Annotated in this window: 22 protein-coding genes; 12 read left to right on the forward strand and 10 right to left on the reverse strand. The window is 45.3% G+C overall.

Annotated elements, in window-relative coordinates:
• The first annotated feature begins 35 nt into the window (after nucleotides 1–35).
• Both aspS and FN815_RS15940 read left to right on the forward strand, forming a co-directional pair.
• A complete protein-coding gene (gene aspS, locus FN815_RS15935; RefSeq protein ID WP_142455653.1) occupies nucleotides 36–1820 on the forward strand; it encodes an aspartate--tRNA ligase in 1785 nt (594 codons plus the stop codon).
• Nucleotides 1817–2524, forward strand: a complete 708-nt coding sequence (locus tag FN815_RS15940) for a DUF429 domain-containing protein (protein WP_142455654.1) — start codon at nucleotides 1817–1819, stop codon at nucleotides 2522–2524. The genes aspS and FN815_RS15940 overlap by 4 nt, the downstream gene beginning before the upstream one ends.
• An 84-nt stretch (nucleotides 2525–2608) precedes the next feature.
• Here FN815_RS15940 and sthA read toward each other — a convergent pair whose 3' ends face one another.
• The gene (gene sthA / locus FN815_RS15945) at nucleotides 2609–4066 is read right to left on the reverse strand and encodes a Si-specific NAD(P)(+) transhydrogenase (RefSeq protein ID WP_142455655.1); all 1458 of its coding nucleotides are present in this window, start codon (nucleotides 4064–4066) and stop codon (nucleotides 2609–2611) included.
• Nucleotides 4067–4303: 237 nt separating this feature from the next.
• On the opposite strand from sthA, the gene FN815_RS15950 reads away from it, so the two are divergent.
• The 3 genes from FN815_RS15950 (at nucleotide 4304) to FN815_RS15960 (ending at nucleotide 6366) form a co-directional block, all read left to right on the forward strand.
• Nucleotides 4304–4912 carry a superoxide dismutase gene (locus FN815_RS15950; protein ID WP_142455656.1) on the forward strand — a complete coding sequence of 203 codons (609 nt, stop codon included), beginning with the start codon at nucleotides 4304–4306 and terminating at the stop codon, nucleotides 4910–4912.
• A 148-nt stretch (nucleotides 4913–5060) separates the two neighbouring features.
• Nucleotides 5061–5519: a BrxA/BrxB family bacilliredoxin gene (locus tag FN815_RS15955; RefSeq protein WP_142455657.1), complete on the forward strand. Its 459-nt coding sequence runs from the start codon at nucleotides 5061–5063 to the stop codon at nucleotides 5517–5519.
• A gap of 388 nt (nucleotides 5520–5907) precedes the next feature.
• Complete coding sequence (locus tag FN815_RS15960; RefSeq protein ID WP_142455658.1) at nucleotides 5908–6366, forward strand: dCTP deaminase/dUTPase family protein; 459 nt, start codon at nucleotides 5908–5910, stop codon at nucleotides 6364–6366.
• 48 nt (nucleotides 6367–6414) lie between these two features.
• Here the strand turns inward: FN815_RS15960 and FN815_RS15965 are convergent, their stop codons facing one another.
• From FN815_RS15965 to FN815_RS15975, 3 genes are all read right to left on the reverse strand, one after another.
• Nucleotides 6415–6873 (reverse strand): MarR family winged helix-turn-helix transcriptional regulator, encoded by a 459-nt coding sequence (locus tag FN815_RS15965; protein WP_142455659.1) that lies wholly within the window; start codon nucleotides 6871–6873, stop codon nucleotides 6415–6417.
• A gap of 74 nt (nucleotides 6874–6947) precedes the next feature.
• Nucleotides 6948–7400: a DoxX family protein gene (locus FN815_RS15970; RefSeq protein WP_142455660.1), complete on the reverse strand. Its 453-nt coding sequence runs from the start codon at nucleotides 7398–7400 to the stop codon at nucleotides 6948–6950.
• Between the two features lie 8 nt (nucleotides 7401–7408).
• Nucleotides 7409–7825, reverse strand: a complete 417-nt coding sequence (locus FN815_RS15975) for an organic hydroperoxide resistance protein (RefSeq protein ID WP_142455661.1) — start codon at nucleotides 7823–7825, stop codon at nucleotides 7409–7411.
• 678 nt (nucleotides 7826–8503) lie between these two features.
• Between FN815_RS15975 and FN815_RS15980 the strand changes: the two genes are divergently transcribed.
• From FN815_RS15980 to FN815_RS16000, 5 genes are all read left to right on the forward strand, one after another.
• Nucleotides 8504–9346 (forward strand): sulfurtransferase, encoded by an 843-nt coding sequence (locus FN815_RS15980; protein ID WP_142455662.1) that lies wholly within the window; start codon nucleotides 8504–8506, stop codon nucleotides 9344–9346.
• 334 nt (nucleotides 9347–9680) lie between these two features.
• Nucleotides 9681–11354: an NADPH-dependent assimilatory sulfite reductase hemoprotein subunit gene (locus FN815_RS15985; protein ID WP_142455663.1), complete on the forward strand. Its 1674-nt coding sequence runs from the start codon at nucleotides 9681–9683 to the stop codon at nucleotides 11352–11354.
• 2 nt (nucleotides 11355–11356) lie between these two features.
• The gene (gene cobA, locus FN815_RS15990; protein WP_142455664.1) at nucleotides 11357–12178 is read left to right on the forward strand and encodes a uroporphyrinogen-III C-methyltransferase; all 822 of its coding nucleotides are present in this window, start codon (nucleotides 11357–11359) and stop codon (nucleotides 12176–12178) included.
• The gene (locus FN815_RS15995) at nucleotides 12168–12950 is read left to right on the forward strand and encodes a phosphoadenylyl-sulfate reductase (protein WP_221930338.1); all 783 of its coding nucleotides are present in this window, start codon (nucleotides 12168–12170) and stop codon (nucleotides 12948–12950) included. The genes cobA and FN815_RS15995 overlap by 11 nt, the downstream gene beginning before the upstream one ends.
• Nucleotides 12951–13198: 248 nt before the next feature.
• Nucleotides 13199–13936, forward strand: a complete 738-nt coding sequence (locus tag FN815_RS16000) for a precorrin-2 dehydrogenase/sirohydrochlorin ferrochelatase family protein (RefSeq protein WP_142455665.1) — start codon at nucleotides 13199–13201, stop codon at nucleotides 13934–13936.
• Between the two features lie 145 nt (nucleotides 13937–14081).
• On the opposite strand, the gene FN815_RS16005 is transcribed toward FN815_RS16000, so the two are convergent.
• The 4 genes from FN815_RS16005 to FN815_RS16020 form a co-directional block, all read right to left on the reverse strand.
• Nucleotides 14082–14771 (reverse strand): ABC transporter ATP-binding protein, encoded by a 690-nt coding sequence (locus tag FN815_RS16005; protein ID WP_142455666.1) that lies wholly within the window; start codon nucleotides 14769–14771, stop codon nucleotides 14082–14084.
• A gap of 106 nt (nucleotides 14772–14877) precedes the next feature.
• Nucleotides 14878–16128, reverse strand: coding sequence for an efflux RND transporter periplasmic adaptor subunit (locus FN815_RS16010; protein ID WP_185957335.1), 1251 nt, complete (start codon nucleotides 16126–16128; stop codon nucleotides 14878–14880).
• Between the two features lie 244 nt (nucleotides 16129–16372).
• A complete protein-coding gene (locus FN815_RS16015) occupies nucleotides 16373–17146 on the reverse strand; it encodes a phosphatase PAP2 family protein (protein WP_142455667.1) in 774 nt (257 codons plus the stop codon).
• A 397-nt stretch (nucleotides 17147–17543) separates the two neighbouring features.
• Nucleotides 17544–18248 carry a DNA alkylation repair protein gene (locus tag FN815_RS16020; RefSeq protein WP_185957336.1) on the reverse strand — a complete coding sequence of 235 codons (705 nt, stop codon included), beginning with the start codon at nucleotides 18246–18248 and terminating at the stop codon, nucleotides 17544–17546.
• 221 nt (nucleotides 18249–18469) lie between these two features.
• Here FN815_RS16020 and FN815_RS16025 point away from each other — a divergent pair, with 221 nt between their 5' ends.
• A complete protein-coding gene (locus tag FN815_RS16025) occupies nucleotides 18470–21118 on the forward strand; it encodes a glycoside hydrolase family 9 protein (protein ID WP_185957337.1) in 2649 nt (882 codons plus the stop codon).
• Nucleotides 21119–21122: 4 nt separating this feature from the next.
• On the forward strand, nucleotides 21123–22886 hold the full coding sequence (locus FN815_RS16030) for a glycoside hydrolase family 9 protein (protein ID WP_142455669.1): 1764 nt from the start codon (nucleotides 21123–21125) through the stop codon (nucleotides 22884–22886).
• A gap of 46 nt (nucleotides 22887–22932) precedes the next feature.
• On the opposite strand, the gene FN815_RS16035 is transcribed toward FN815_RS16030, so the two are convergent.
• Together FN815_RS16035 and FN815_RS16040 are read right to left on the reverse strand one after the other, a co-directional pair.
• A complete protein-coding gene (locus FN815_RS16035; RefSeq protein WP_142455670.1) occupies nucleotides 22933–23208 on the reverse strand; it encodes a hypothetical protein in 276 nt (91 codons plus the stop codon).
• 165 nt (nucleotides 23209–23373) lie between these two features.
• Nucleotides 23374–23820, reverse strand: coding sequence for an OsmC family protein (locus FN815_RS16040; RefSeq protein WP_142455671.1), 447 nt, complete (start codon nucleotides 23818–23820; stop codon nucleotides 23374–23376).
• Between the last annotated feature and the right edge of the window lie 110 nt (nucleotides 23821–23930).

Genomic DNA, 23930 nt, shown 5'->3' on the forward strand with positions numbered 1-23930 from the left:
AAAGCAAGTTTTCACTCTACGATTCATCGATAAGAATGACCCTTAAAAGAACACATACGTGCGGAGAATTAACCGCAGAACAGATTGGCAGAGAAGTAATTTTAAACGGATGGGTTGGTCCCCGGCGCGATCTCGGCGGCGTAATTTTTATTGACCTGCGCGACCGCTATGGCGTAACACAGGTTGTTTTTACCGAAGAGGATGAAGCGCTGCATGAGAAAGCTGAGCATCTGCGTGCTGAGTATGTGATTGGCATCAAAGGCAAGGTGATTGCCCGCGGGGAAGAAAATATCAACTCGAACCTGCCTACCGGCGAGATTGAGATCGAAGCTACCGATCTGGTAATTTACTCTGAGGCTGAAACCCCTCCTTTTGAAATTAAAGACGGTATCACTACTAATGACGAGGTGCGCCTGAAGTATCGCTACCTGGATCTGCGTCGCCCTGAAGTGCAGGAAAAGTTGATGCTGCGTTCCAAGTTCTATCAATCGGTGCGCGAATTTTATCACAACCTGGAATTTGCCGAAGTGGAAACACCGGTGTTGATGAAAAGTACCCCGGAAGGCGCCCGTGATTATCTAGTGCCAAGCCGTGTGAATCCCGGCAAGTTTTTTGCGCTGCCACAGAGCCCACAAACTTACAAGCAGCTGTTGATGGTTTCTGGTTACGATCGTTATTTCCAGATTGTAAAGTGTTTCCGCGATGAAGATTTGCGGGCCGACCGTCAGCCTGAATTCACCCAGATTGATGTGGAGATGAGCTTTGTGGACGAAGAAGATATTTACGCTACCCACGAAGGGCTGATGAAAAAGGTATTCAAAGATACCATTGGCTATGAGGTGGAAACGCCGTTCCCACGCATGACCTACGAAGAAGCCATGAACACCTATGGTTCCGATAAGCCGGATACCCGTTTTGGCCTGGAATTCAAGGATTTCTCCGAGATTGTTAAAGATGCTGAGTTTAAAGTGTTCTCAGGTACGGTAAAAGATGGTGGTGCCGTAGTAGGTATTACCGTTCCCGGACAGGGAGATATGGGGCGTGGAGCAATCGACCGATTGACCGACCGCGTGAAGAAAGAAACCGGTGCCGGTGGTTTGATTTACATTAAGATGCAGGATGATGGCCCGCTTTGTAGTGTAGCCAAGTTTCTGACTGATGAGATTGTTGAGCAAATGGTGGAGAAGTCAGAGGCAGAGCAGGGAGACTTGGTACTGATTCTGGCCGGACCTAAGCCTGATGTACTGAAACAGCTGGGACAGCTGCGCCTGATGATGGGTAAAGATTTTGATTTGATCGACGAATCGAAGTACAACTTCCTATGGGTTACGGAATTTCCGCTGTTGGAGTGGGATAAAGAAACCCGCCGCTATCATGCCATGCACCATCCCTTTACTTCTCCCCGTGAAGAAGACATGGAACTGCTGGACTCCGATCCCGCAAAAGCCAAAGCCCGCGCCTACGACCTGGTGCTGAATGGCAATGAGCTGGGTGGCGGATCTATCCGTATTCACAATAGTGATGTACAAAGCAAAGTATTTGAACTGTTGGGTATTGGCGAAAAAGAAGCGGAAGAGAAGTTTGGCTTCCTGCTGGATGCCTTTAAATTCGGTGCACCTCCACATGGTGGTATTGCCTTTGGAGTTGACCGTGCCGTGATGTTGTTGACGGGTGCCAAGAGTTTGCGTGATGTGATTGCCTTCCCTAAAAACCAGAAGGCGCAAAGTCCTATGGATGAAGCACCCGCTTCCGTGGACGAAGAACAGCTGGAAGAGCTGCATATTGATATCAGAAAAAGCATTAAAGACCAACTATCGTGAAAACAGCCGGATTAGACGGATGCCAGGCCGGGTGGGTTCTCATCTCTTTTGATGAAGGGGATGAGGTCTACAAAATCCTGCGCGACCGTGACGCCCTGAAAGAGGCCTTTGAAGAGTACGACCGCATATTTATCGATATGCCCATTGGCCTGGAAGATGAGGAATACACGCGTACCTGTGATGAACAGCTGCGTAAGAAATTGGGCGGAGAGTATGCCTCAAGTGTATTCAGTCCTCCAATTCGTCCGGCCCTGACGGCGCCTACTTACGTGGAAGCCACAATGATCAGTCAGGAGTACACCGATAAGAAAATTACCCTGCAGGCCTGGAACATCACTCCAAAAATACAGATGGTAGATGAGCTGCTTAGGGCAGACGACAGCCTGAAAGAAAAAGTACTGGAAAGCCATCCCGAGTTTTTATTTCAGGATTTGAATGGTGGAATGATCTATCAAAAGAAAAACCTGAAAAAAGGCATTAAACACCGCGTTGAATTGCTTGAGGCTCAGGAACCTATTGTGGATGATTTTTTCCGGGATATCAAAGAAGAGTTCCGCCGCAATGAAGTAGAAGAGGATGATATTGTAGACGCAATGGTGTTAGCGCTGTACGCTAAACGCTCCGTAGAACAAGGTCTTAAAACGCTCCCCGAAGAAGTCGAGTACGATTCCGAAGGCCTCCCCAAAGCGATACACTACGTTTGAATAACGAATATTGAACATTGAATATCGAATCGTGATTTCTTTCACTTCGACATTCAATGTTCTGAAATCAATATTCGATATTCCCTAGCTTTTCTTGAGGATTTTCTTGTACTTAACGCCGGCTTTGTATACTCGGTTCATGCCATTAAAAGCAGCGATTCGATATGCCTCGCTGTAGGTGGGATAGTTGAGCACATGGTTGATGAAATAGCGGATATCCCCGCCAAAAGCCATCACTGACTGGCCAAGGTGAATGAGGTCGCTGGCACGCTCTCCGATAATGTGGATACCCAACAGTTTCAGGGTATCGGTCTCAAAAACCAGTTTCAGTAATCCATCTTCCTGCTTGCTGATGTCGCCCTGCGTGATGTTTTGGTAGTAGGCACGTCCTACGGTGACATCCAGGTTTCGTTCGCGGGCTTCTTGTTCCGTTAAGCCGATATCGGCAATTTCCGGAATAGAGTAAATGGCGAAAGGGATGTCGGTGGTTACATTATCTGCCTCAATACCAAACATGTGACAGGAAGCTATGCGGCCTTCCGAGAAAGAAGAAGAAGCCATGGCTGGATAGCCGATTACATCTCCGCCGGCGTAAAGATGCGAGACAGAGGTTTTGAAATCTTCATCAACTTTGACATAACCTTCCTTGTCTGTGTTAACGCCTACATTTTTCAGACCAAGGTTTTCCGTATTAGGTTGTTTCCCTCCTAAGTATAAAACGTGCTCGGTTTCGATTACATGGGCGCGTCCGTTTTCTTTATCGTTGCGCAATTGGTATTTAACTTCGGTAGTGTTCCGCAGGGTGTTTTGTTTGATCTCAATTTTCTCAGCATTTGAAAACACTTCAATTTTCTGTTTCTCAAGAACTGTTTTTAATTGATCGGTGATCTCATGATCCAGAAAAGGGAGAAAAGAATCATATTCGTTGAGAATGGAAACACGGCTGCCAAGGTTAGAGAAGGTAGTGGCGTATTCAAGAGCTCGGACTCCGCTGCCAATCACAACCAAACGGCGGGGTATATGACTGAGCGAAAGCACCGAGGTGTAATCCATGATCTTGTCATGATCAACTTTAAAGCCTTTGGGTTTTATTGGTTTACTGCCGGTAGATAGCATGACGAATTCAGTGGTAAACTCCTTTGTTTCGCCTTCACTGGTTTCTACTGCAACCGTGTGGTCATCCTTAATTTTACCAAATCCACGGATGGTATCTATTTCATTTTTGCGGAAATCATTTTCAATCTTGTCGTTTTTACTCCGCAGGATCTTGTTTTTGTAAAGCAGAAGGTCGGCCATTTGGTGATGCTCGTAAGCTTTTTCTTTGGCCAGGTCCTCAAATTGATTTTGAAAGCGTTGGATGATGCGGGCCGTTTCACGGAGGGCTTTGCTGGGGATCGTTCCGGAGTTAATCCATGTGCCGCCAAAGGTATCCTCACTGGCTTCAACCACCAATACCTTTTTGTCGAATTTTGAACTTTGCATGGCACACGAAAAACCAGCGGGGCCGCTTCCGATAATTATAACGTCGTAATCGTATTTCATAAATTAAGCTGAGTGAGAAATATATATTGAATAAATTAATACAGGCTAAAGATACTTCAATTATAACAGTAAATCAGTGCTTCATTTGGTGATAGTGTTAACAAATCCAAAAGATAGAGGCTATAGATGAGGGGCGGGAACGAATTTTAGTAGCATAATGCTTACGTTTGAGAACGATAAACTAAAGGCGCCCAAGTTTTAAGCGCCAATTAATCTGAAATTAAACTGGAGATAAAAATGGCTTACCAACTTCCCGATCTATCATATGATTACGATGCATTGGAACCACATATCGATGCGCGTACGATGGAGATTCATCATACCAAACACCATCAGGGTTACACCAATAAAGTAAATGCTGCACTTGAAGGTCATGATTTTGCTGACCTGGAAATTGAAGAAGTGCTTAGCCGGATTGATGAAGTACCGGAAGATAAGCGTCAAGCTGTTATCAACAGTGGCGGTGGTTATGCTAACCATAACCTGTTCTGGAGTATTCTTTCCCCAAATGGCGGAGGAAGTCCGGATGGAGAATTGGCCGAAGCTATCGACGACGAATTTGGAAGCTTCGATAAATTTAAAGAAGAATTTACTGCTGCAGCCGGCGGCCGTTTTGGTTCCGGATGGGCATGGCTTTCAGTTGACGACAGTGGAAACCTGAAAGTACACTCTACAGCAAACCAAGATAGTCCTTACATGGAAGGCTTAACGCCTATCATGGGTATAGATGTGTGGGAACACGCGTACTATCTGAACTATCAAAACCGTCGTCCCGATTACATTTCCGCTTTCTGGAATGTATTGAACTGGGACCAGGTAGCTGAAAATTATAAAGCAGCTAAGTAATTACAGCCCTATACGTTGAGCAGTTTTAAGCTCAATACAGTTTCATTATTTTGTCAAGGCTTCCCGTTGTGGAAGCCTTGACTTATTTTGGATGAAATTATTTGTATTTTTATTAGTCAATAATTCAAAAAACAAAACGAATACTATTATGCAATTTGGATTTGGAGTAGGACCCGATACTTCATGGATGAGAGAAGAACTGACGCAATTTGGCGTTGAGGAATTAAAAACCACCGACGATGTGGATCGTGCCATGAAAGAATATAAAGGCACCATGCTGATGGTGATTAACTCGGTATGTGGTTGTGCGGCCGGTAATGCACGTCCCGGTTTAGGCATTGCGCTCGAGCAATCCGATACCAAGCCGGATCACATGGTAACCGTGTTTGCCGGACAGGATAAAGAAGCCACCGCACATGCCCGTGCATATTTCAGTGAATATCCACCTTCTTCACCGGCTTTTGCCTATTTTGTAGACGGCGAAATTAAAGCTATGATTCCACGGCACCGCATTGAAGGGCGAACCAAGGATGAAGTAGCATCTGACCTGAAAATGGTTTTTGAGGCATTTCCTGAAAAAGAAGATGAAAAGGAAACTGCTGAATAATCAGTGACCTTCGGGTTGGCTGATTTTGAGATTTTATAGAAAAAGCCGGCTTATAGTCGGCTTTTTTTGTTGATGCGATATCTGTCAATGACAGGTTCTGGCGCCTTTCTTCAAAAAGAATCGTCTTCCCCGTTAAGATGGAGCACAGCGGAATCGCAGAGCCGGGATCTGCAAACATATGGCGTACTACTCACTATTGTGACGTTGTTGCCCTGTGTTGCCAGTAGTAAGGAGATCGCGGGTCTGGGCCCGCGATGACTACTTTCACATGTTATTGTTCATCTTCAATGGTGTTGTCCAACTTCGGTCAAGATTACCAGGTTGCATTGACGAGCTTTATCCCGAACTGAGATTAAATACGAATTCGATTTAACTAAAACCTATTGCTATGTCTTTACTACCATCGAAAGAAATACTGAAGCATCTATCCGATATCATTCATGCGGACACGCAGCAACATGAATTTAATATCGATCTAACGGTCTCAGAGGTTCATCTTATAACCGGGTCTGGATCTTTGGATTTTGGAGGAAGCGAATTTCACGCTGCAGAATCTGTGCCGGTAAAGCCTGAGAAAGAAAATCCGGATGACGACTATGGCTGGTGGAAGCTTAAGAAGGGAACGCACCGGCTACTTTTTAACGAATCGCTGGAAGAAATCCCCAACGGGATTGCTCTCATTTCCCCGCATTCTCACGCTCAGCAAGCCGGTTTGATCACCAACTCCCGGATTATCACAGCCAGTGAGGATACGGATCAACTATTTATGAATATTGTGGTGCCTGAAGCTGGATGCCGCATCAAAGAAAATGCGCGTATAGCAAGCTTGATAATACTGGAAGGGTAGAAAATAACCTGCGTGTTTTGAGGCTTGAATTCCTTATGGCGAGTTAGTCTAATCCTTTGATTCTTTCTCTTGCAAAAACTCTATGAGCTGCTCGAGCTTCTCTTTCATGTCAATCAGCTCGTTTATGTTCAGTTCATCGCCGGATGAGAGTCCCTCAGTTAGAGACCGTGGAATGTGTACCGCCTGCTCCTCCATATCTTTACCCTCTTGGGTCAGATATATCAGTACTTTCCGTTGATCTTCTTTAGATTTTTTTCGCTTGATAAGTCCCTGTTTCTCCATTCTTTTCAACAAGGGAGTTACGGTATTGGTATTCAATACCAGTCTTTCGGTGATGCGATTGATGGAGATCCCTTCTTCTTCCCAAAGAACCAGCAGTACCAGGTATTGTGGATAGGTAATGTTTAGTTCATCCAGATAAGGTTGGTACTGTCGGATAATCAATCGTGACGCAGCATAGACTGGAAAACAAATCTGGTGGTCGAGTTTAAGTTCTTCCGTACTCATAAGACTGAAAGGTGATTAATTCCAAATTTTCGTTGGCATGCACCTAAGTAGACAATCAGGTACCAAGGTGGAATTTAACCATTCTTTTGCAGTTTTTTCCAATATTGCCAGGCACCGGTACTCCATAGGGCCCAAACGACTAACACGGGTTGAAAGAACAAACGAATGAGCCGTGCCCGGTCGGTATCAAGGCCAAATGCATCAATACCATTTACGTATTGAGATATATTACCGGGAAATATAAGCACGAAGAACAAAGCGGTAACCCAGCCTGCATAAACCCGGTATTTTTTTAAGAAGATGAGAGAGAATCCCAGAGCTAACTCCGCAATGCCCGAAAGTACAACCACCAAATCACCCGACAGTGGGACCCAGTTTGGAACCTGGGCCAGGAATTCTGTTCGAGCCCAGGTAAGATGTCCAGTACCGGCAAGAATCAGGTTAATTCCCAGTAGAATCCGGAAAATATGGTGAACCAGTTTGTAGTTAACAGTTGGGGATTTTTCAGAAATATCTCCGAGATCCATTATTCTGGCTACTTAAGATTTACGGTAACATCCACATTGCCATCCAGTGCCTTGGAATAAGGACAGGTTGCATGTGCTTTTTCGAGCAATTTCTGGGCATCGTCTTTGTCTACGCCTGAAATCTCTATGTCCAGTGTTACCTCAAGGTCTAAGTCAGTCGCCGACTGTGCATTTAATCCTACGGTAGCGGTGGTTTTGGATTCTATTTCTTTATCAGCAGCCTTGGCTACATAATTGAGGGCACTATCAAAACAGGCCGCATAACCAGCCGCAAACAGTTGCTCCGGATTCGTGAAAGCCCCGCCCGAGCCACCCATCGATTCTGGTACGGCAACTTGCAGGTCTAGTACACCGTCTTCGCTTTTAACTTTTCCTTCTCGTCCGCCTTCAGCTTTTGCTGAGGTTTTATAAATCATCTTTCCCATTGGTTTGATTGTTAAGTTAAATTTATATCGTTCACGATACAATTTAAGGAATCACTAATTAACATCGCAAGCGATATATTTTTTTGAGAGGGAAGAAAATCCCTGAGATAAAAAAATCGCGCACAAGAAGGGTTTGATCAGAAGCAAATATGTAGTTGAAAATTCTTGTAAATGAATATTATGAGACTGAATATGATGCTTTTTTAGAAAATATTTGAGCAGAAAATTGGCGGTAAAAAAGCGCTTTTCTAATGATTTAGATATGATTGATTTTTCCTTTAAAGAATAAATATGAAGAAGAGTTGAATTATTTTTTGATTAGCTGTTGATATGCATCGTTATCCTTTTTAATGTATGGGCCGAGCGAAGAACTAAATCGCTGAACCGAAAAAAATACGATGAAAACTCAGAATTACATTCAAACTACTACCGCTGCTACTGAGCAAGCAATGAACTGCTGCTGTATGTGTATGTGTATGATGTGTAACACTCCGACGGTAGTGGATGTAATGTGCTGATGATTTAAGATAATCAACAACAAAGCCCGCTACCTGTCGCAGGAAGCGGGCTTTTTTGTGTTTTACGGTTCATAAAAATTCTCCCCGCCTCTCTGCTTCAGCGTAGCGCTTTGTGAAAATTTTGCTAAAACAAACAATAAACACACAAAGCTAAATAATCATGTCTGAAGTATTAACTCAAAAGAAAACCTTAGTCACAACCGACTGGGCTGCCGAACATCTCAACGATGAAAGCACCCGGTTTGTAGAAGTAGATGTAAACACTAAATCCTATGACTCGGGACATATCCCGGGTGCAGTAGGCTGGAACTGGAAAGAGCAATTGCAGGACCAGCTGCGACGCACTATCGCTTCCAAAGAAGATTTCGAAAATCTGTTAGAGGAGTCCGGCATTTCCAATGATACCACCATTGTGCTCTATGGCGATAATAACAACTGGTTTGCCGCATGGGCCTATTGGCTGCTGAAGTATTACGGCCACGAAGATGTGCGTATTCTGGACGGGGGACGTAAAAAGTGGGAAGCCGAGGACCGCGAACTCACCACAGATGAGCCTTCTTATGATTCCGCTGAATACACCATCGGGGAAGTAAAAGATGAGTACCGTGCATTCCGCGATGACATCCTGCCTAAATTAAACGCCGATGACTTTGGCCTGGTAGACGTACGTTCACCCGAAGAATTCCGAGGAGAAATTCTTGCACCTCCAGGACTTAACGAACTTTCCCAGCGCCCTGGCCATATTCCCGGAGCCTCTAATATTCCGTGGAGTAAAGCTGTGAATGAAGACGGCACCTTCAAATCCAAAGAAGAGCTCGAGAAGCTGTATGCGGATGAAGGTATCACGCCTGATAAAGAGATCATTGCTTACTGCCGAATCGGAGAGCGCTCTGCTCATTCCTGGTTCGTACTCAACGAGTTACTCGAATTCCCGAATGTACGGAATTACGACGGTTCCTGGACGGAATGGGGTAATCTCATCGACGCACCTATTGACCGGTAACTGCCAGATGTAAAGGCCAGATTCCAATTCTTGGATCAACTGGCAATATAAATCTACCAACGATTGGTTATCCGGGGCACATTCACTCATATCGATGTTGCCCCGGTGACACCAATAACGTTCAAAAATCACCCAACAAATACAGCCTTAGTATGGGATGGAATAAGTGAAAGCGACAAACGCGGAATAATTAATAAGGCTTAAAACAAGATTAAATGCCAAACCTGATTCAAGCGTCCCGCTTGGAACAATTAGTTTCTGAAGGTGAGACGGTTGAAACGGGCATTGGTTTTCGAAACGATCAAAAGATATTTAGACGGTACAAAGCAAATCAATGAGTAAAAAGAAACTGAGTAAACTCGAAAGAATTAAAGAAGAAAGCGCCTATTTGAGAGGCCCGTTGGATGTTGAAGTCACAAACGATGAAGATCATTTTAGCAAGGATGCCATACAGGTATTGAAGTTCCACGGTACCTATCAGCAGGATGACCGTGACCTGAGAGATGGCCGGGACAGGCATTATATGATGATGATCCGCAGCCGCACGCCCGGGGGTAAATTAACGCCCGAGCAGTACCTGGCTGTTGACAAGATTGCTGATGAGTATGCAAATAGTACCATTCGTGTAACCACACGTCAGGCTTTTCAATACCACGGAATCATTAAAAATGAATTGAAAAAGACGCTGCAGGAAGTAAATGACGCACTCATAACTACGCTCGGGGCCTGCGGGGATATCGTGAGAAATGTGATGGCGACCCCGGCACCGGATATTGACGGGCGTCAGGCGCAGGTACAAAAATTTGCCGATGAGCTTTCCGATATTTTGCTGCCGGCCTCCAAGGCCTATCACGAGATCTGGCTGGACGGTGAAAAAGTATATTCCGGGAAAGAAGAAGTGGAAGTGGGGGAGCCGTTGTATGGCGACACGTACCTTCCTCGGAAATTCAAAATTGGGGTGGCACTACCCGGAGATAACAGTATTGATGCGTACACCCAGGATATTGGTTTAGTAGCCCTGTTTGATGACAATAAAGACATTGAGGGGTTTGATATCATTGTAGGAGGTGGTATGGGTATGCACCATCGCAAGCCGGAGACTTTTCCAAGGCTAGGTGATCATCTTGGGTACATCCCCAAAGAAAAAGTGGTGGAAGTGGTAAAAGCTATCATTGGGATCCAGCGCGATCACGGAAACCGAAAGAACCGCAAGCAGGCCCGCATGAAGTATTTAATTCACGACTGGGGGCTGAAGAAATTCAAAGAAGAGCTGGTGAGCCGGCTTGGGTATGAACTGGAACCTTGGCGTGAACTGCCCGAATTTGAACTGGATTTATATCTCGGCTGGAACAAGCAATCGGACGGGAATTGGTTTTTGGGGCTTTCAGTCGAAAACGGTCGCATTAAAGACGAGGGAGAATTACAGCTGAAAACAGCGCTCCGCAAAGTGGTGGAAAAGTACCATACGGAAGTGCGCATGACCCCGAATCACAATGTGTTGCTCACCGACATCAAGGAAGATAAAAAAGAAGAAATTGAAGCCTTATTTCATGAGCATGGGGTGTTGCTGGATGATGAGATTCCCAACCTGGTGAAGTTTTCTATGGCTTGCCCGGCGCTACCCACTTGCGGATTGGCCATTACCGAATCAGAGCGGGCACTGCCGGATGTGATTCGGGATTTAAACGATGTGGTAGAAGAACTGGGATTACAGGATGAAAAATTATCGGTACGGATGACCGGCTGCCCCAATGGCTGCTCAAGACCGTATGTAGCCGATATTGGTTTTGTGGGACGGTCCCTGGATCAATACTCTATTTTTATAGGGGGAAATCCTTCGGGCACCCGGCTCAACCAAAAATATAAAGACATGGTTTACCGGAAGGATCTGGTGGAGGAAGTTCGTCCGTTGTTGGAGCACTACAAACAGGAAAGAACGAACGGCGAATCTTTCAGTGATTTCTGGAACCGTGTCGGTATTAAAGAAGACTTCCAAATCCCTGCATAATTATGAAAACCTATCAACCTAAGAAAGAAGGAAAAGTATACCTGGTAGGGGCTGGCCCCGGAGATCCCGGATTAATAACGGTGAAAGGAGCCGATACCCTGCGCCAGGCTGATGTGATTGTGTACGACCGGCTGGCCAATCCCGAATTGCTGGATTACACTCCAGAAGATTCTGAACATATTTATGTAGGAAAGAAGCCGGGGAAGCCATCCGTATCACAAGAACAAATTAATACCATTTTGGTAGCGAAAGCACAGGATGGGAAAACCGTGGTCCGGCTAAAAGGGGGAGATCCCTTTGTGTTTGGGCGCGGAGGAGAAGAATGCGAGGCTTTGAAAGCGCAACAAGTAGCTTATGAAGTGATTCCCGGCATCAGCAGTGCTTTATCGGCGCCGCTGTTTGCGGGAATACCAGTCACTCATCGCAAAGTAGCCCGCTCGTTTACCGTAGTAACCGGTCATACCATAACCGGAACCAATGCCTTTGACAACTGGGGACATCTGGCCCATGCCGATACCCTGGTTGTACTAATGGGTGTTAAAAATCTGGCTAAGATTACGGATTTACTCATTGGGCTTGGCAAGGATCGTAGCACCCCTGTTGCGGTAATCGGGAAAGCAACGTACAAGGACCAGCAAACGGTTTTAGGTACGTTGGAAAACATAGCTGAAAAGGCCTCGCATTCCACTCCTCCGGCAACCATTGTAATTGGTGAATTGGCCGCCAAGGCTGATGAGCTGGCGTGGTTTAAAGAGAAACAAACACAATTGCTGGGATCACAAGCTAAAGAATCAGCATCAAAACTGGCACATTTTGCAGGATAAAAAGCGGGAGAGCATGCAGGAAGTACCGGAAAAAATACCACTCGATTTTGAACCAACAACAGAGAACCTGGATCAACTAAATGCCTATTTCGAAAAGCAGGGCCATACTGCTTTGTTGAAATGGGGATTTGAGACCTTCGGGGAAAAGATGGTGCTGGGAACAGGCTTTGGACCATCCGGGGTATTTCTGATTCATCAGCTACAGCAGCACGAGATTGATATCCCGGTTTTTTATATAGATACCCACCTGTTATTTGATTCTACTTATGAATTGAAAGAAGTACTGGAACAGAAGTATGGTATTGATATCACCCGAATTGGTACCGACTTGACGGTACGGGAGCAGGCTAAGAAATACGGAGACGAGTTGTGGAAACGAAATCCTAACCGGTGCTGCTATATACGCAAAGTGCTACCTCTCAAGAATTACCTGGAAGATAAAAAAGCATGGATCACAGGAATCCGGCGCAGCCAGTCTGATTCCCGCAAAAGTGCCAGGATGATTGAATGGGATGCAGAAAATGAAGTCGTTAAAATAAACCCGCTGGTGCAATGGAACGGGGAGGAGATCTGGTATCACATCGATCGGCTGGACCTGCCTTATAATCCAATGCATGATGAAGGCTATCCGAGCATTGGCTGTATTCCCTGCACCAGTCCGGTCTATGTTTCCAAGGAAAGCGACGACCGTAACGGGCGCTGGGATGGCCAGCAGAAAACAGAGTGCGGTATTCACATGCCGGCTAATGTATTGAACGGCAAAGAGGAATAATTGGAAGTTAGCTGTCAGGCTTCAGCTTTTAGCCTTTGAAAATAGCGATCTTCGTTCCAACGCAGAGCGTGTGGAACGAGAAAAAGTGGAAAAGAAAGGCCAAAATCACGGTTTCTGGTTCAAGCGTCTCGCTTGGTCCTAACTGTTGCCACAAGCGGGACGCTTGCGTCAGGTGAAGCTTTCAGCCCCTGGAACGAGGGAAACAGCCGAAATCACTATATCACCATATCATAAAATTACCCAACACTATGTCATCAGCATTAAACGTATACCCGATTTACCTGAGAAGATTAAATGAGAAGCGAACCGTTATCATTGGCGGCAATGAGGAAGCGGAGGGTAAGGTCCGTGATTTCCTGGATCGTGAAGCAAAGTTGACGGTTATCAGTCCAAAGCTAAATTCAAACCTACAGAAATGGGCTGATAAAGGCCGGTTTGAATGGATTTCCAGAGAATATCGCTATGGAGATTTAGCCGGTGCTTTTGTGGTGATTGTGGCGGAGTATGAAGGGGACGTAAATGAACGGGCTTACCAAGAGGCAGAAGAACGCAACCTGCTTATTAATGTGATGGATGACATTCCGCATGCCAATTTTGCTTTTGGCTCGATTGTAAAGCAAGGTCCGCTGACTATTTCTATTTCTACCGGAGGGGCTGCACCGGCACTTGCGGTACGCCTGCGGCAGCGTTTTGAGCAAGAGTTTGGCGAGGAATACGGCCATTTCCTGGAGTTCATGCAAAGCTTGCGAAAGCCCATGAGCCGGCATCATAAAAGTTTCCAGGTGCGCCGAAAGATTTGGTACGAACTCATCGATTCGGATATACTCACACTCTTCCGTGAAAACAGGAAAAAAGATGCCTACAAGAAAGCTTCGGAGATTGCAGGGGAGAAAGTTGTGAATGATGCTTTGGGAAATGGCTCTGAAGAGAAACGTGTGGGTCTTATCGAGAAGTTATTTGGGAAGCTGCCGTTGGTGAGGAATTAGGTAATAGCTTTCAGACTTCAGCTGTCAGTTTATTACAAGAACTTTTCTAAGTGGGTCTCTTAAGTTACCACTTTGTTCACGACTGAAAAATCTCTGATAGCTGAAGCCTGAAAGTTAAAAGCTGACAGCTATCATCTACTGCCAATCACACATGAAAGCCTTCCTGCATTTTCTCATCTACCAGTTTGCCGTCAAATAGATTAACCACTCGCTTGGCATAACCGGCATCGTGCGGAGAGTGGGTCACCATTACAATGGTGGTACCAGCGGCATTGAGTTCGGCCAGTAATTTCATCACTTCATCGCCGTGGTCACTATCGAGGTTTCCGGTAGGTTCATCGGCGAGGATGAGTTTGGCATCGGCTACCACAGCCCGGGCTATGGCAACGCGTTGTTGTTGTCCACCGGATAGCTGTTGGGGAAAGTGATTGCGGCGATGCATCATGCCCATGCGCTCAAGGGCGGCTTCGGCTTTTTGTTTGCGTTCGGTAGCATTCACCCCGAGATAAAGAAGGGGCAGCTCTACATTCTCGTACACCGTCAGTTCATCAATAAGATTAAAGCTCTGAAAGATAAAACCAATATTTCCCTTCCGAAGCTGGGCGCGTTCCCGTTCACTGTATCCCGATATCTCATTATCCATAAAGTAATATTCTCCGGCAGTGGGATTATCTAAAAGACCAATAATATTTAAAAGGGTTGATTTTCCACATCCTGAAGGCCCCATAATCGCAACAAATTCCCCTTCTTCAATTTCGAGGTCCACCTCATTGAGAGCCGTGGTTTCTACCTCGTCGGTGGTATATACTTTTTTAAGTTTTTTTGTGTTGATCATATTTTTGTCCCGTTATGGATAAATAGTTTTATTGACTAATTGCACTCCATTGTGATGATGAAGTTGTCGAGTAGAAAAATGTCAGTATAAATACTTACACCGAGCACTACTCTAACACCAGCACCTCATGGTCTCCAAAAGCGCTATAACTTGATGTAATTACTTTTTCGCCCGGTTGCAGGCCTTCTTGAACCTCAAAGTTGTCAGGGTTTTGCCTCCCCAATCGAATTTCCCTTTTAAAAGCCTGATTTTCGGCTTCATTCAGAACATAAATCCAGTTGCCACCAGTGGTTTGGTAAAAAGCACCGCGCGGTACCTGCAAGGCACTGGCTGATTCACCCAGTTCAAGACGGATACGTAGCGTTTGTCCCCGGCGCAAATCCCCGGGCATGGTACCGGAAAATTCCATATCTACTTCAAACTGTCCGTTATTTATTACGGGAAAAACTTTGGTGATTTTTAGTTGATGCTCTTTTTCCCGATATGAGAAACTCCCCGTAAGTCCGGGAACTATACGCGCAAGATGATATTCATCAATGGCTACACGTACTTTATAGTTATCCAGGATATCTACCTGCCCAATGCGTTCGCCGCGTGAAATGGATTGTCCCTGATTGAGCTCGATAGTACTAAGTTGACCTGAAATGGGAGCAGTTACCGTTAAGTTATCCAGGATGCGTTGTACGGCATTAAGATTTTCATACATCCGGCGCTCCGAATCGTTTAGCTGCTTTAGCTGGGTAATGGTTTGAATAGAATCTTTTTTGAATGATTCATGGGTCAGACGGTAACGCTTGGCCTGATAAGTATAATTTTGCCGGGTAGTTTCAAATTCTTCTTCTGCAATCAGATTCTGATCAATGAGTTTTTTCTGTCTCTCGTACCGGGCTTTCAGGATCTCCATCTGGGCCTTGGCATTAGCAAGCTGCTCCTGTAGCTGCAGCGTATTTTGTTCCAGATTGAGACGTGAGTTTCGGACATTATTAATCTGGTCATACAATCCTGATGTTTGTTGCATCACCTGCAGTTGTAAATCTGAATTGGTCATGGTGAGGATGGTATCTCCTTCTTCAACGATAGCGCCTGACTCCAGATAAACCTGTTGTACCACTCCGCCTTCAATGGCATCTAAATAAGTGGTTTCAATAGGTTGTACAATGCCGTTTACCTGAATAAAATCCTGGAAAGCATCTTCCCGGACTTCAGAAATGATTAGCTGGTCCTGAGAAACTTTAAGGGAAGAGCGTCCATCCATAAACAAGAAAGCATAAGTACTCAGGCTCAGCAGGCCAATTATCGCAATAGCAATAACAAGATTTTTTAACGTCCACCTATTCTTTTCAATTTTGCGATCCATTCCCATAAATAACTGCAAGTAGTTTGTTTCTATGTAGTAGCCAACAGATTCACTACTTCTGCGGGTGCGCTGAATTTTGTGGGTCTAAAGTAAGCTTACCGTACTTAAAAGTGAAATAAAGCTTAACTATTACCATTAGCTTCTTAGGTATAATAGAAGAGAGACTGCCTGCGGTAATGTTACAGTTAGATTTAGTTAATCTTTTGAGCCAGGATTCGAACTTCCATTGCGGGGACATTCTGTCTCAAAACTTTATGGAAAGATTTAATATTGCAGCTTTTGAGCTTATGACGGGAGTGAAAGAAAATCCTCGTTGCCCTGTTTCCATTTTGTGTTTCTTAGCAAGATGATATCCCCAGAAAGTTCCGATGAGAGCCCCCGCGCCAACATCTGTGAACCAGTGTTTTCCATAAGAAATTCTGGCAAGGGCAGTACCTACCGGAATAATATACAAGCTATAGGTTAACGGACCGGGGTAATAGACTACCCAAGGGGTTAAATAAGCAAAGGCGGAGGCCGTGTGTCCAGAGGGAAAGGAGGTATGATTGGTTTCAAAAAAATCAAAATCCCTGACGCCTTCTTTTTCATAAGGCCGGGCTCGGGAGGCAATGAATTTTGTGGTATTAACCATGACGGTTGTATAGATAAGCGATTGAAAAGAGGTAAATGCCGCATCCTGAAATTTGTAATTATTTCCGGTTAACGAGGTCCCAAACATTCCTAGTGATAATGGCAGCAGTAAGGCACGTTCACCTGCAACATTTGTTATGCTTAGAAACGGCGACTCTTTTAAACGCTGTTGAAACAAGTCACTGGTTGGACGATCCATGCCATGCAACATACTTAGGTTGAAGGCTACAGCGCTGAAATTCAGCAGATCGTAGCTGTCTAAGTTGCGTGCAAAGCTAACCGGGTCGTTAACAAACCACTTACTAAATCGTTTCGGGGAAGTATAATCCTGGGCGTAAGTGGAGCTGCCCATTAAAAGGATTGAAATAAAAACTAAAAACCTTGCCATTTATGTACTAATCTGATTGCCTGACAAATAGTAATTAAAAAACACAAAAAAGCCTATAGGCAAACTTCTAATAACATATTTTGTTTTTTGTGGGTCGGTGAGAACAGACAATTATTCAATTATAACACACCAAATCATTCACTTCTCAAACTATACATTGGGTTGGCTGTGGCTGCCCGGATGGCTTGCCAACTCTTGTGATCTGTTCAAGTTGTACTTGAAAAGTAACAGTAAAAAAATTCGCTTCCCGTTAGGACCAACAAAAACACTGATCAAATAATGATACAAGGCTAAGCCTTGTAAGACTTATACTTTTGAGGTATTACCTCAAAAGATCCGGGGAGGTACATTCTTAAAAGCTCTGGGAATCCAAGTTTCAGTAAAGGCAAAACACTTGTTAAATCTCCCCCTTCAAGTACTTTTGCCTTAAAGGCTCGTCAAACTTTTCAATGGCATAGCGCAGCATTGTTCGGGGCATGTTCTGGTAATGTTTTTTCAGGAATGCTTCCTCAGTATCTAAGTCACGGTTGCCGATTTCACGCAGCATCCAGCCTACGGCTTTGTGGATGAGGTCATGTCCATCATTTAATAGTATCTCTGCAATGGCCAAGGCATCATCAAAATCTTTTTGTTTGATGAAGTGGTAGCAGGTAATCATGGCAATGCGTTTTTTCCAGAGGTCATCGGTTTGGGCAAAGTCATAGAGTAATCGGCGATCCTTATCCTGCAGCCTGCGTCCAAGTATTTGATGGCAGGAACTATCCACCAAATCCCAGTTGTTGATACCAGAGAGATTATCCAGGTAACAATCCACAACTTCTTTGAGAGTATTTTCATCACCTTTCTCAACTTTGTACACCAACAGATAAGCCGCGGTTAGCCGGACCTCGTGATAGGAGTGCTGTAAAAGGATAGCAACTTCATCTGTAGGCAATGCCCGGTATTTCTTAGCAATCTTTCGTTGCTCAGGTACATTTATTCCCAGAAACCGGTCGCCTTCACCATACTCGCCCGGACCGGTTTTGAAGAATCGTTGGGAGTGTTTTGCTTTTTCAGGATTGGCTTTGGCTTTAAGATCGGTGATTACTTGCTGGGCAATCATAAGGCTATGAGATAAGGTTAGGAGGTACACTAGTGAGAAAAATTACATTAATATTTGCGGAATATAGCCGACAAAAACAACCAGTGTTATCATTAGAAGTGAAATATTTTTTGAACGTCCGTACAGAATTAATCAATTCAATGGAATTAAAGCCGAATATTCTACATATTCGAGAAAGATTTATGAGCAGCCAATGCCTTCATCCCCAAATCAGCCTATACATGAGTATTAATAAAGCCATAATGATAGCGCTTTTGCTATCAATCATTGTTGTCCCAAACCTTTTTGCACAATCCGCAAATCTCACCCCGAAATCGAATCAAATCGGATACTATCCTGAGTCGGATAAAATTGCCATTGTTCCTGAAAATGAAGCTTCAAAATTTCACCTGAGGGACGTTGAAACCGGGGGCGTAGTTTACTGGGGCGTGTTAGGGGCATCAGAAGAGTATAGCTTGAGTGGAGAAACGGTGAAAGTGGCTGATTTCTCGGATTTTGAAACACCCGGAAGCTACAGTTTGTGGGTTGATGGCGGCAGCCGATCTTATGAATTTGAAATCAAGAACGGGGTGTATGAAGAGCTTTCGAAAGGGCTAACAAAAGCCTTGTACTATAACCGGGCATCTGTTCCATTGTTACAAACATATGCAGGCAAGTGGGCGCGTCAGGCTGGCCACCCAGATGATGAAGTGATCATCCATCCATCTGCGGCATCTGAGGGACGTCCTGCCAATTCCACTATCTCTTCCCCCGGCGGCTGGTATGATGCGGGTGACTTTAACAAATATGTAGTGCCCATTTCGTCCAGCATCAGCCACATGTTGCTGGCTTATGAACAGTTCCCGGATTACTTCGAAACACAAACGCTGAATATCCCGGAGAGCTCCAATACCATGCCGGATGTATTGGATGAGGCTTTATTCGCGCTGCGATGGTTGCTCACTATGCAAGATCCCGGTGACGGCGGTGTATACCACAAATTGACGCATGCTGGTTTCCAGGGTAATGTGATGCCGCACCAGGCCACGGCCCCTCGTTATGTGGTTCAAAAAAGCACCCCGGCTACGCTTGATTTCGCCGCGGTGATGGCACAGGCAGCCCGCGTGTATGAACCCATGCTGCCTGAGTTTGCCGATTCTGCCCTGACCGCTGCTGAAGATGCCTGGCAGTGGGCACAAGAAAAACCAGAAGTGGCGTATAAGCAAGGTAGTACAGATAATCCTGCACCAGGTACTATTAATTATGAATTTGACCCGGATATTTCGACCGGTGAGTATGGAGGCAGCGATTTTTCGGATGAACGTTTCTGGGCTACTTCAGAGCTATACATCACTACCGGTGAGGATTCCTATTATGATGCCGGTGGCTGGAGCAATACCGGGGTTTCGGGCTGGGGAAATGTGCAAGCCTTGGGTTTGTTTTCTCTGCTTCAAAACCGAACCAACTTAACAGCCGTTGCCCAAAGTGATACGGCCGCAATGAAACAAGCTTTAGTAAGTGCGTTTGACTGGTATGTGGGAGCAGGTGAAAATTCTCCTTATCGGTCTCCATTTGGGATTGAAAGCTGGCAGTTTAGCTGGGGATCCAATGGTGGAGCAGGGAATATTGGTATGAGCATGCTAATGCTGTATCAAACCACAGGAAATGAGAAATATTACGAAGCGGCCATTGATGTGATGGATTACCTGATGGGGAGAAACGCCATAGCCTATAGCTATGTCACAGGGTTCGGCGAGCAGTCGCCCATGCACATTCACCACCGGCAATCGGAAGGAGATAATGTAAGGGAACCGGTGCCGGGCTGGGTAGCGGGAGGCGCAAACCCGTACAACCAAAGCCAGGATTGTGGAGAAAGCGCCTATAATTCAGACCTTCCGGCTTTATCCTATCTGGATGCCTATTGCAGCTATTCTACTAATGAAATTACCACTTACTGGAATTCTCCCTTTATTTATATGACGGCTGCCCTGGAAGCGATGACTTCGGACTATCAATATCAACCCGAAAAAACACTGGCTTTTACTGCGCCATCGGCCGACAGTTTGTACGAACCGGGTTCCACTATCGATTTGGTATGGAATGCGGAAAATGTGAGTACGGTGAACCTGTCCTACAAAATGTTTGATGACGAAGAGTTTACGGAAATAGCCTCGGGTATTGATGCTTCGGCTGGAAGTTATACCGGAATAGATATCCCCGAACTCCCCGGTGACTCACTCGTTTTCAGGATACAGGATGCGGAAGATGATACCTTCGAGGCATGGTCTGCGGTGGTTCGTATTAAACCCGGGCGTACGATTTCTGATGTGACGGTATTGGCTCAGTTCGATTTTTATCCGGACTCAAGGTTGTCCATCCGGTGGGAGGCCGTTCAGATTGACTCCATTGATCTGTTGTACCGTTTGGCTTCCCAGGAAGAATACTCAATCATTGCTTCCGGGTTGGATGTGAACCTCGATTATTATGCCAATTTCTGGGTGCCGGATGCCCCCGGAGATTCCCTGATTGTGCGTGTGCGGGATACGCATGATCATAATATCTATTTTGATACAGAGCCTCAGCTGATTCTGGGAACGGTGAGTAATGAAGGTGAGGATGGTGTTCCTGAAAGCTTTGCGCTCAGCCAAAACTATCCAAATCCCTTTAACCCGGCTACGGTGATACACTACCAGCTGGCGAAAAGCGGTCAGGTACAACTGCAGGTTTTTGATGTAAGTGGACGTAAGATCGCGGATTTGGTGAATGAGCATAAAACAGCCGGCAACTATTCGGTTCAGTTTGACGCCTCACATTTATCCACCGGAGTGTATTTCTACCGACTTACCGCTGGTGACTTCTCATCAACCCAAAAAATGTTGCTAATTAAGTAGAACCATGCGATACCAAATATTTTTTTTAGTGATAATCGGCGGATGGATCACGCTTACAGCTTGTGATGCTACCACCCAATCGGAGCCTGATCTAACTCCAAAAGTAAACCAACTAGGTTATTATCCTGAGGCTGAGAAATATGCCATCGTTCCGGATACCGACGCCAATGATTTTGTGATTAAAAAAGCAGAAGGAGGCTCGGTGGTTTTTGAGGGAGAGCTGGAAGATGCAGGTAGAAATATTCCATCCGGAGAGGAGGTAAAAGTAGCTGATTTCTCAGCCTTTACCACTCCGGGAAACTATGTAGTTGAAGTGAATGGACAAAGCTCTCCTTCTTTTGAAATCGGAGAAGATGTATTGGCACCGGTGACGGATGGAGTGCTCAAAGCGTACTATTTTATGCGGGCTTCTACACCGCTGGAGGAAGCCTATGCGGGGAAGTGGGCACGTGCTGCCGGGCATCCGGATACAGCTGTGATGGTACATGCCTCAGCGGCAACGGAAGAGCGACCAGAAGGTACAATTATCTCCTCTCCAAAAGGCTGGTATGATGCCGGCGATTACAACAAATATGTGGTGAATTCAGGAATCAGTACTTATACGCTGTTGTTTGCGTATGAACAGTTTCCCGATTTTTTTGAAGCACAGGATATCAACATCCCTGAAAGTGATAATGATCTGCCGGATATACTGGATGAGTCGTTGTGGAACCTTCGCTGGCTGCTGACTATGCAAGATCCAAATGATGGTGGCGTGTATCATAAACTAACAACCGCCAGTTTTGAGGGCGCGGTGATGCCGGATGAGGCAACCAGTCAGCGATATGTTGTGATGAAAAACACTCCGGCTACACTTGATTTTGCCGCAATGATGGCACAAGTGGCCCGGGTGTATGAACCCTTTTTGCCAGAATTTGCTGATTCTGCACTGGCGGCAGCCAAAGAAGCGTGGCAATGGGCTGAAGAAAACCCGGATGTAATGTATCGTCAATGGGATATGAATGAAGAATACGAACCGGATGTGGTAACCGGCGCTTACGGCGACCGGGATGTTTCAGACGAACGCTTTTGGGCGGGAGCTGAATTGTTTATCACTACCGGTGACACGCAGTATTACAATCCCGATGGCTGGAAGGAGGCCGATATCAACATACCGTCGTGGGGTGGAGTTCGGGCGCTTGGCTTGTATTCGCTGGTGCATCACCGTGAATCATTACCGGAGATATCAGGGGAAGACAAAGAAGCTTTGGTGGAAACCTTGTTAGAATTAGTTGATGAGCGGGTAGAAGAGGGCGAAACGGCTCCTTACCGGTCACCCTTTGGATATGAAAATGAGGATTTCTTTTGGGGCTCCAACGGTCATGCCGGTAATGTGGGCATGGCCATTTTGCAAGCCTATCAGCTAACTGGAGACGAACAATATTATGAATCTGCGTTGCGCGTGGCAGATTATTTATTAGGATTGAATCCCACCGGTTACAGCTACATCACCGGTTTTGGAGATAAGCCTGTGATGAATATTCACCATCGCCCTTCAGAGGCAGATGGCATTGAAGACCCGGTGCCCGGATTGGTTTCCGGCGGCCCAAACCCCAATAATATGAACCAGGATTGCGGGGAGGAAGCCTATCCCAATCACTATCCCGCAATGGCTTTTATAGACGACTGGTGCAGCTATTCCACCAATGAAATTACCATCAACTGGAACGCCCCGGTAGTATACCTATTCAGCGGTTTAGAAGCCTTACACCCCAGAAAACCAAACTAACACCTAAAACCTAACACCTCACACCTAAAAACTAACACCTAAAACCTCAAAGTCTCCATTCTTCCGGATCAAACCACCAATAGCCTTCCCTGGCATAGTTCGGTCTGGTAAGAAATTCCCTTAAGTCTTTGTCTTTCAGATGGGGATTTTCAGCCAGAGCCTGGCGAAACTCATGCCATAGTTCCTGGTGCTCATCTAAAGAGGGGCCACTGAGCATGAGCTGATAAAAATCGTTTTCGAGAGCATTGCGAGAGCGACCTGGTTTCCAGGTTTGAGCTTCAAAAATGGCGTTATTCAGAATCCGAAGTGCAGATGACGTCATAATGGATAAATCTCGTAAATACATTCCCAACGCGTTCAGCGCTAAGGCATTGACTGATTGCTGTCGGCTAATATGATGAGGAATCCGGTAAAAGGAAAGGAAAAGAATGATGAACAGCCAACAAAGAACATCGAACCTTGAAAGGTATAACATTTCGATTTTTGGTTAGTGTTCTTTGCTCAGCATGCTTTCTATGGTGATATCGCTTTGCAGTGTGCGGTGCACCGGGCACTTTTTAGAGATATCCAGCAGCTTTTCACGTTGTTCATCTGTAAGGTCCCCTTTGATGATTAATTCTTTTTCAATCACATCAATTTTACTTTCCGGATCTTCACAATTGGCGCAGTCTTCCGCATGTCTTTTATTGTGGCGAAGTTCCAGGAAGATGTCTCCGAGTTTCCATTCTTTGCGTTTGGCATACATTTTTATCGTCATAAGTGTGCAGGACCCGAGGCCCATGAGCAGGTAATCGTAGGGATCGGGGCCCTGGTCTGTTCCGCCTTCCACATTTTCCGGTTCATCCGAAATTAATTCATGCTTACCGGCGGTAAGGGTGGTAGTGTATAATTCATCTTTGGGGATATGGATATGTACAATCTTTTGCTCGCTCATAGGGTTTCCGATTTTTAAATATTGAACTCAATGCTTTATACAGCCAACACTGTATTCTTTTAATAAAAGTGATAATGAGTATAGGAACAGCCTGAATTACTGGTTTTTCA

Source organism: Gracilimonas mengyeensis, from assembly GCF_900182705.1.
Taxonomy (GTDB): Bacteria; Bacteroidota; Rhodothermia; order Balneolales; family Balneolaceae; genus Gracilimonas; species Gracilimonas mengyeensis.

Bases quoted from the DNA above. Each gene is read 5' to 3' on its own strand.
- aspS (WP_142455653.1), top strand. From the start codon at position 36: ATGACCCTTAAAAGAACACATACGTGCGGAGAATTAACCGCAGAACAG.
- sthA (WP_142455655.1), bottom strand. From the start codon at position 4,066: ATGAAATACGATTACGACGTTATAATTATCGGAAGCGGCCCCGCTGGT.
- FN815_RS15950 (WP_142455656.1), top strand. From the start codon at position 4,304: ATGGCTTACCAACTTCCCGATCTATCATATGATTACGATGCATTGGAA.
- FN815_RS15955 (WP_142455657.1), top strand. From the start codon at position 5,061: ATGCAATTTGGATTTGGAGTAGGACCCGATACTTCATGGATGAGAGAA.
- FN815_RS15960 (WP_142455658.1), top strand. From the start codon at position 5,908: ATGTCTTTACTACCATCGAAAGAAATACTGAAGCATCTATCCGATATC.
- FN815_RS15965 (WP_142455659.1), bottom strand. From the start codon at position 6,873: ATGAGTACGGAAGAACTTAAACTCGACCACCAGATTTGTTTTCCAGTC.
- FN815_RS15970 (WP_142455660.1), bottom strand. From the start codon at position 7,400: ATGGATCTCGGAGATATTTCTGAAAAATCCCCAACTGTTAACTACAAA.
- FN815_RS15975 (WP_142455661.1), bottom strand. From the start codon at position 7,825: ATGGGAAAGATGATTTATAAAACCTCAGCAAAAGCTGAAGGCGGACGA.
- FN815_RS15980 (WP_142455662.1), top strand. From the start codon at position 8,504: ATGTCTGAAGTATTAACTCAAAAGAAAACCTTAGTCACAACCGACTGG.
- FN815_RS15985 (WP_142455663.1), top strand. From the start codon at position 9,681: ATGAGTAAAAAGAAACTGAGTAAACTCGAAAGAATTAAAGAAGAAAGC.
- cobA (WP_142455664.1), top strand. From the start codon at position 11,357: ATGAAAACCTATCAACCTAAGAAAGAAGGAAAAGTATACCTGGTAGGG.
- FN815_RS16000 (WP_142455665.1), top strand. From the start codon at position 13,199: ATGTCATCAGCATTAAACGTATACCCGATTTACCTGAGAAGATTAAAT.
- FN815_RS16005 (WP_142455666.1), bottom strand. From the start codon at position 14,771: ATGATCAACACAAAAAAACTTAAAAAAGTATATACCACCGACGAGGTA.
- FN815_RS16010 (WP_185957335.1), bottom strand. From the start codon at position 16,128: ATGGATCGCAAAATTGAAAAGAATAGGTGGACGTTAAAAAATCTTGTT.
- FN815_RS16015 (WP_142455667.1), bottom strand. From the start codon at position 17,146: ATGGCAAGGTTTTTAGTTTTTATTTCAATCCTTTTAATGGGCAGCTCC.
- FN815_RS16020 (WP_185957336.1), bottom strand. From the start codon at position 18,248: ATGATTGCCCAGCAAGTAATCACCGATCTTAAAGCCAAAGCCAATCCT.
- FN815_RS16025 (WP_185957337.1), top strand. From the start codon at position 18,470: ATGAGTATTAATAAAGCCATAATGATAGCGCTTTTGCTATCAATCATT.
- FN815_RS16030 (WP_142455669.1), top strand. From the start codon at position 21,123: ATGCGATACCAAATATTTTTTTTAGTGATAATCGGCGGATGGATCACG.
- FN815_RS16035 (WP_142455670.1), bottom strand. From the start codon at position 23,208: ATGACGTCATCTGCACTTCGGATTCTGAATAACGCCATTTTTGAAGCT.
- FN815_RS16040 (WP_142455671.1), bottom strand. From the start codon at position 23,820: ATGAGCGAGCAAAAGATTGTACATATCCATATCCCCAAAGATGAATTA.